Genomic DNA, 7,653 nt, shown 5'->3' on the forward strand with positions numbered 1-7,653 from the left:
TTAGTTTGTATTTTATTTCCTGTTCAGTTTTCAAAGATCATGTGCACCTCAGCAGTGCTCATCTATATTACCAAATCATTTCCAACTTGTAAACCCCTTTTTTTAAAAAAATTAAAAAAAGAAAAGAAGATTCATTCAGCTCCGTCAAACCTACTAGAATCTTCTCTCCGTCAAAATTTGTTTTTGACACTAAAAATGACTCGCGCTATCAATTTTACTGTCTGTTATTCCCTCAGAAGTATTAGTATCAATCCCAAATTCCCCAAGCCTTTAAAAAAGCTTTATTTACACTTCTATAGTACTTAAAAAAAAGCTTTTTTTCAATGACAAAAGTCACTAATTTCATTGTTTTTTTGGTAAAATAAGTTGGGTGATAAAAATGAATAAAATTTTAATAGAACAATGCAAGTATTTAGTGGATGAAACACTACCAAATATCGCAAATATATCCAATTTGATTGCCCTTTTATTTCATGAAATGGAAAACATCAATTGGCTAGGCTTTTATATTTGCGATGAAAACAAACAAGAATGTACTCTAGGACCATTTCAAGGAAAAGTTGCCTGTACACGCATACCTTATGGAAAAGGCGTTGTAGGTACTTGTGCTAAAACACAAGAAACGCAAAGAATCGAAGATGTACATAAATTTGCTGGTCATATCGCATGTGATTGTGCTTCTAATTCGGAAATCTGTATTCCGATAAAAAAAGATGACAAACTCGTTGCCATCTTAGATATCGATTCTTTTGAATTCAACAATTTCTCAATTGAAGATCAAGCTATCTTAGAAAAGATCTGTGAATTCTTTATTCCCCTTTTCTAAGTACATAAACATCTTCTAAACTCGATTCACTTTGTAGAACATCTAAACCATCTAATAAATCTCTAGATATTTCGTCATCTACAACTTGAACAATAAAAGACTTTGTCAATTGTCTTTTCGAACGAAGAAAAGCCCTTTGTACAATCGTCTTTCCCAATTGATACTCATTTGAAAGTGCCTGAACCATTAAACTCTTTTCTGGTGATACACCAACAAGAAGGTTACAGGCATTTTTTTCATTTAAAAAAGATAAACTACCATGAAAACTTAACGCATCATTGACATCCACCTTTAAAATATTTTCTTCAAAATTACCCCAATACGCAAAACTATATACAGGATGATTTGACCTGTAAACATCTTTATAACGTAAAAATAAATTTGTACAATCCTTATATATTTCACTTGGTGTATATATCACATGAAAACCAGGTAGATTCTCACGAACCTCTTTCCACTTTTCATATGGAAAATAATTATCAAGACAAGCAGGATCCAAACAAGAATAAGAGAAACAAGGCATGCATAATAAGCCCGTATCTCCGATCAATTCTTGTAGTGTTTCAATCAACATTTGACAATTTCCAACCAAGCCACTATAACGATTCAGATCTGCCTCTAATAAAACCTTGCTTCCCTTTTGAATGCCTAAATCTATAAAAATTTGTTTAAAATCTTCTTTTGTATAAATTTCCATGCCAATATTCTAACTTTTATTTGTAACTCTGGCAAGTTTTTACAGCCTTTTTCCAGTTCGAATACAAGCCTTCCATATCTTCTTTACTCTTTTCAGGAACAAACTCTCTAGAAAGTTCTACACCAAGCTCATCCTGCGTCCAATACCCACAAGAAAGCCCGGCAAGATAAGCAGCACCTAAAGCCGTTAATTCATTTGTCTTAAAGCGTTGCACTGGCATTTGAAGTAAGTCACTTTGAAACTGCAACAAGAAATTATTCGCAGCAGCCCCACCATCCACTTTCATAGAAGTAATATCAATTTGACTATCCTGTCTCATAGCCTCTAATACATCCTTTGATTGATACGCCATAGATTCTAAAGCTGCACGTACAATATGATTTTTATTGGCGCCAAAAGTTAAGCCTAAAATACTAGCCTGACACGCATCATCCCAATATGGTGCTCCAAGCCCTACAAAAGCCGGTACAATATAGACTCCATTGGTATTCTCTACACTTTCTGCCATAGCTTGTGTATCTTTTGTATTTTCAAATAACTGCATCTGATCACGAAGCCACTTCATTAAACTACCAGAGACAAAAATACTTCCTTCAAGGGCATAATCTACCTTATCACCAATTTGCCATGCCACAGTCGATAATAAACCATTATTCGATTCAACAATTTTATCTCCCGTATTCATCAACATGAATCCACCTGTACCATATGTATTCTTGATACCACCCGCATTAAAGCAACCTTGACCAAACAAAGCAGCCTGTTGATCTCCAACGACTGAACAAATCGGCACTTCTTGACCAAAGAAATGATAAGAAGCCGTCTTACAATATGCATAGGATGTAGGTTTTACTTCAGGTAAAATACATTTTGGAATATCAAACATTTCAAGCAATTCATCATCCCAAGACAAAGTATGAATATTAAAAAGTAGTGTACGACTCGCATTCGATACATCGGTAATATGAGTTAAAGATCCCGATAACTTCCATACGATCCAACTATCCATCGTACCAAATAAAACTTCCCCTTTTTTTGCCTTTTCATACACATTCGGATTCTGATCGAAAATAAAACGAATCTTACTTGCTGAAAAATAAGGATCGATACGAAGACCTGTTTTCGCCTTTACAACCTCTTCATAACCTTTCTCTTTCCAATCATCGCAAATACGCTTTGTCTGTTTAGACTGCCAAACAATAGCCGGACTTACAGGAAGTCCTGTTGAAGCATCCCATAAAACACTGGTTTCACGCTGATTACTAATTCCAATGGCAGCCACTTGTTCAGGACTGATCTTACTTTTTAAAATCACCTCGCTCATTACAGCTAAACATGCTAGCCAAATCTCATTGGCATCTTGTTCTACCCAACCTGGATGTGGGTAGGATATTGTCGTTTCTTTTTGGGCAATTTCTACCACGTTTGCCGTTTTATCAAATAATACGGCACGCGTACTTGTTGTTCCGTGGTCAATTGCTAAAATATATTTTTGCATAGAAAAAATCTCCTTATATGTCTAATTTTAATCTTTTTGTAAGCCCTTTACAAGATTTGTTAGACAAAAGAAAAGAGATGTCAAAAAACATCTCTTAGCTACGAAGTGTTGCGTTACAGTCTTTTTGAATATGTTCTAAGATTGCTTCAAACACTTGGTTGATTTCTTCATCTTTTAATGTATGAGAATCCGACTGGAATGTGATCGATAACGCTACTGATTTTTCATCTTTACTTACGTGTTCACCTTCATACACATCAAATACTTCTACATCACGAATAATCATTTCTTTATTGAAACGACCTTGTTTATTAATTATATCCACTACCTTTTGTACTGGCATTGCACGATCTAGAACGAATGCTAAGTCACGAGATACACTTGGATATTTTGATACTGGACTAAATTTAATTTTTGATTTCTTCACATCAATCAACGCATCAAAGTCTAGTTCAGCCATCACAATATTCTTACCATATTGAGGATGAATATCACCTAAAAGTCCAACACAATCTTTTCCTAACATGATCTTAGCACTGCGATAAGGATGGAAGTGTGTTGTATCCAAATCATTTTCGACAAAAGAAATTCTTTGAGCGGCAATACCAATCTGATCTAAGAAGGCTTCAATCAAACCTTTTAATGTATAGAAATCACTTGGTGTTACATCACTTGTCCAACGAGTTTGTTGCAAGTTTCCACTCATAGCGATTGCTAAATGCATTTTTGTCCCACTTACACCAGCTACATCACTCAATTCAAAGACATTGACGTCTTTGATATTACGCGCACGGTTATAAGAAACTACATCTAATAAACTTGGTAAAATGCTTGTACGAATATAACGACGTTCTTCGCTCATAGGACTTGCTAGTTCAATGGCTTCATCCTTATTGAAAATCGCATTATCTTTCTTTTCAGTACTGATCAAAGTATATGTTAAACAATCTTGTAAACCTTGGCTACATAAGAATTGACGTGCCTGACGAGTCAATTGTTGTTTATAAGTTAATTTACCTTCTGTCATAGGCATTACTGGAAGTGTACTAGGTAAACGATCATAGCCTAACATACGAATAACTTCTTCACTTAAATCGGCCATTCCTTCCATATCGGTTCTTGAACTTGGAATGTGACATGTGATAGTTGTACCTTCAACTTCTGGTTTAAAGTCTAAACGTGTAAATACATCCACAACTTCATCTAAGTTGAAGTCTGTACCCAAACGATTGTTGATTGCTTCTAAAGTACAAGAAATTGATTTTGGCTCATAAGGAACTTGTCCATATTGAACCGTTTCTTCAATATCTGTCGCATCCGCATATTCAATCAATAATTGAACGGCACGGTCCAAGGCTTTCTTACTAGCCAATGGTTCAATCCCTTTTTGGTAGCGAACACTCGCATCTGTTGATAAATTTAATCGACGAGCTGTATTACGAATCGATACATGATCAAAAATAGCACATTCAATAATCATTGAATCTGTCGTATCTAAAATTTTAGAATCATCTCCACCCATGATGCCGGCAATACCGATTGGTTTTCCTTGGTTTGTGATGACAATATCTTCTGGTTGTAATTTATAAGTTACACCATCTAAAGCTGTATATTCCTCATCAAATCCATCCGCTACAACAATACTTTGTACTGGCAATGATTTTGCATCATAGAAGTGCATTGGCTGACCTGTTTCTAACATAACAATATTTGAAATATCAACAACATTATTGATTGATTTTACACCACTCGCTGCCAATAATTCTTTCATCCATTTTGGACTTTCTTTGATTGTTAAATGATTAATCACTTTTCCATAGAATAGTGGACATTTTTCAGTTGTACTTTCAACATGTAGATTTGTAGCACCACCAACATCACTTGCCCCATCATATTCAGGAAGTTTAACTTCACGATTTAAGATGGCACCCGCTTCTTTTGCCATATTAAATGCAGCTAGACAATCATTACGATTTGGTGTTAATCCAATATCTAACACTTCATCATCTAGACCTAAATAGCCAAGTGGATCTGTATTTCCTACTGGTGCATCAGCTGGTAATACTTCAATACCATTCTTTTGATCTTCATTTAAACTAGCTGGATCTACTCCAAGTTCTAGTAATGAACAAATCATACCATTACTTTCAACACCACGAATAACTCCATTCTTGATTTCTCCACCAGGTAAAACAGCACCTGGTAATGCGACGATTACATTTTGTCCTGCAGCCACGTTTGGTGCACCACAAACAATATTGACAACTTCATTTCCAACATTGACAGTTGTACAGTGTAAATGATCACTATCTGGATGTTCTGTACAAGTCTCAACGTGACCAATCACTAAATTTGTTCCTTGCGATAAATGTTCAATACCTTCTACTTCAAAACCAGCATCTGTAATACGTTTTGCCATTTCTTCAATAGAAAGATCTTGTACATCCATAAATTGATTAAACCATTTTCTTGAAATACGCATATTTAAATCCTCCTACTCATAACGTTTGAATGTAGAATTGAATCGTTTATCATTTGTATAGAAATGACGAATATCATCAATACCATATTTCAACATCGCAACACGCTCAATACCTACACCGAACGCAAAACCACTACATTTTTCTGGATCATAACCAGCCATTTTTAATACGTTTGGATGCACTTCACCAGCACCTAGAATCTCGATCCATCCAGTACCTTTACATGTAGGGCATCCTTTTCCGTTACAAATGTGACACGAAACATCCACTTCTACACTTGGTTCTGTAAATGGGAAATAACTTGGTCTAAAACGAATCTGACGGTCTTGACCAAATAATTTTTTAGCCATAAATTCCAAAGTTCCTTTTAAATCCGCTAATGTTACTTTTTCACCAATAACTAAACCTTCCATCTGCATGAACTGGTGAGAGTGTGTCGCATCATCATCATCTCTACGGTATACCTTACCTGGACATACAACTTTAATTGGTAAATTTGGTGCACTTTCTTCTAATACAACCATCTGAATGGCAGTCGTATGTGTTCTCAACAAACGATTTGGATCAATATATAAAGAATCCTGCATATCACGTGCTGGGTGATCCTTAGGAATATTCGCTCTTTCGAAACAATATTCATCATCGACAATATCGTCACCTTCAATAACTTGGTAACCTAAACCAATGAATAGATCTTCAAGTTCTTGACGCACCAAATTTAATGGGTGCGCATTTCCTAATTCTGGTTTACGACCTGGCAAAGTAATATCGATCTTTTCAGATTCAATTTTTTTCTGCATTTCTAAAGCCGCCAATTGTTCTTTCTTTTCTTCAATCATCTTAGAAAGATCTTGTTTCAACTGGTTGACCTTTTGTCCAAAGATGGGTTTTTCTTCTTTTGACAAATCCTTCATACCCTTCATCAACTCTTGAACAGGTCCTTTTTTTCCTAGATACAAGACACGTAAATCGTTCAATGAAGATGAATCTTTAACATCTTGAATTTTTTGTGTAGCTTCCTGCAAAAGCTCTTCGATTGTTTTCATGTTGTTCTTCCTTTCCCTAAAAACAAAAAAAGACGACGCAAGAACGACTTTTTGCCGCGTTACCATCTTGCTTCGTCTTGATAGACACACTTAATTGACCATGATAACCGTATGAAACGGAAGAGGTTTTAACTCTTACTCAAAGGTGAATTCACTATCCCTACTCATATAAACCTTTCACCAATTGGTTTACTCTCTTTTCTAAGCGCTAAATAGCTACTATGTCTTCTCATTGCTTTAACAGTTCAAATTATATCGAAGTCCATGTTTTTTTTCAAGCCGAAGTATGGTAATATTTTTTTATGATTCAATCAATAAACAATAAGAAAATAAAAGAATATGCTAAACTCATCCAAAAAAAAGAGAGAGATAAGACAAATCTATTTCTAGTTGAAGGCGAACATATGGTTAAAGAAGCATTCAACGCAAATGCTCTACAAGAATTATTTATCCTTGAAGGAATTGAATGTCCAGTAGATTTTAACTATGAAACAGTTACGCAACAAGTCTTAAATAAATTGTCAAATCAGAATTCAAATTCAAAGATGATTGGTGTATGTAAAAAACTAAACTTAAAACTAGAAAAAGAAGAAAACATTCTATTACTAGATAATGTACAAGATCCAGGCAATGTAGGAACGATTTTAAGAACCGCCCACTCTTTTGGCATCGACTGCATTTATATGTCAAAAGGCTGTGCCGATATTTACAACCCAAAAACGATTCAATCCAGTCAAGGTGCACTTTTCTATATTCCTGTGACTCAAACGGATTTAGTTGAAGAAATTAAACAACTTCAAAAAAGAAACATTAAAGTTTACGCCACAGCCCTACATGACAATCACAAAGATCTTCAAGATATTAAGCCTAGTAAAAAATATGCGATTCTTGTCGGCAATGAAGGTCAAGGTGTTCGTAAAGAATTAATTGATTTAAGTGATCTCATTGTCAAAATTGAAATGGAAACTTTTGAAAGTTTAAACGTGGCCATTGCCACATCCATTTGTATGTATACATTTAAATACGCAAAAGGGGCTGTAACGAGTAAGTGAATTTTATCGCTTATGGAGTTCAGCTCCTCTCTTTTTGTTTTATAGCTTGTA

At 35.0% G+C, this 7,653-nt stretch carries 6 protein-coding genes; 2 read left to right on the top strand and 4 right to left on the bottom strand.

Going from position 1 to position 7,653, the window contains the following annotated elements; translation table 11 throughout:
* Positions 1 to 379: 379 nt before the first annotated feature.
* Positions 380 to 826: a GAF domain-containing protein gene (locus Q0E86_RS10870; RefSeq protein WP_295757115.1), complete on the top strand. Its 447-nt coding sequence runs from the start codon at positions 380 to 382 to the stop codon at positions 824 to 826.
* On the opposite strand, the gene Q0E86_RS10875 is transcribed toward Q0E86_RS10870, so the two are convergent.
* From Q0E86_RS10875 to pheS, 4 genes are all read right to left on the bottom strand, one after another.
* Complete coding sequence (locus Q0E86_RS10875; protein ID WP_295757116.1) at positions 810 to 1,523, bottom strand: AAC(3) family N-acetyltransferase; 714 nt, start codon at positions 1,521 to 1,523, stop codon at positions 810 to 812. The genes Q0E86_RS10870 and Q0E86_RS10875 overlap by 17 nt on opposite strands.
* 16 nt (positions 1,524 to 1,539) lie before the next feature.
* Positions 1,540 to 3,021: a glycerol kinase GlpK gene (glpK, locus tag Q0E86_RS10880; RefSeq protein WP_295757117.1), complete on the bottom strand. Its 1,482-nt coding sequence runs from the start codon at positions 3,019 to 3,021 to the stop codon at positions 1,540 to 1,542.
* Between the two features lie 94 nt (positions 3,022 to 3,115).
* The gene (gene pheT / locus Q0E86_RS10885) at positions 3,116 to 5,503 is read right to left on the bottom strand and encodes a phenylalanine--tRNA ligase subunit beta (protein WP_295757120.1); all 2,388 of its coding nucleotides are present in this window, start codon (positions 5,501 to 5,503) and stop codon (positions 3,116 to 3,118) included.
* A gap of 12 nt (positions 5,504 to 5,515) precedes the next feature.
* Positions 5,516 to 6,550 carry a phenylalanine--tRNA ligase subunit alpha gene (pheS, locus tag Q0E86_RS10890; protein WP_117571509.1) on the bottom strand — a complete coding sequence of 345 codons (1,035 nt, stop codon included), beginning with the start codon at positions 6,548 to 6,550 and terminating at the stop codon, positions 5,516 to 5,518.
* A 302-nt stretch (positions 6,551 to 6,852) separates the two neighbouring features.
* Here pheS and Q0E86_RS10895 point away from each other — a divergent pair, with 302 nt between their 5' ends.
* Complete coding sequence (locus tag Q0E86_RS10895) at positions 6,853 to 7,602, top strand: RNA methyltransferase (protein WP_295757122.1); 750 nt, start codon at positions 6,853 to 6,855, stop codon at positions 7,600 to 7,602.
* The last annotated feature ends 51 nt before the right edge of the window (positions 7,603 to 7,653 follow it).

It is taken from the genome of uncultured Holdemanella sp., from assembly GCF_934754935.1.
Classification (GTDB): domain Bacteria; phylum Bacillota_I; class Bacilli_A; order Erysipelotrichales; family Erysipelotrichaceae; genus Holdemanella.

What these genes read in the sequence shown, in the direction of transcription:
- Q0E86_RS10870 (WP_295757115.1), top strand. Translation starts at nt 380, where the DNA reads ATGAATAAAATTTTAATAGAACAATGCAAGTATTTAGTGGATGAAACA.
- Q0E86_RS10875 (WP_295757116.1), bottom strand. Translation starts at nt 1,523, where the DNA reads ATGGAAATTTATACAAAAGAAGATTTTAAACAAATTTTTATAGATTTA.
- glpK (WP_295757117.1), bottom strand. Translation starts at nt 3,021, where the DNA reads ATGCAAAAATATATTTTAGCAATTGACCACGGAACAACAAGTACGCGT.
- pheT (WP_295757120.1), bottom strand. Translation starts at nt 5,503, where the DNA reads ATGCGTATTTCAAGAAAATGGTTTAATCAATTTATGGATGTACAAGAT.
- pheS (WP_117571509.1), bottom strand. Translation starts at nt 6,550, where the DNA reads ATGAAAACAATCGAAGAGCTTTTGCAGGAAGCTACACAAAAAATTCAA.
- Q0E86_RS10895 (WP_295757122.1), top strand. Translation starts at nt 6,853, where the DNA reads ATGATTCAATCAATAAACAATAAGAAAATAAAAGAATATGCTAAACTC.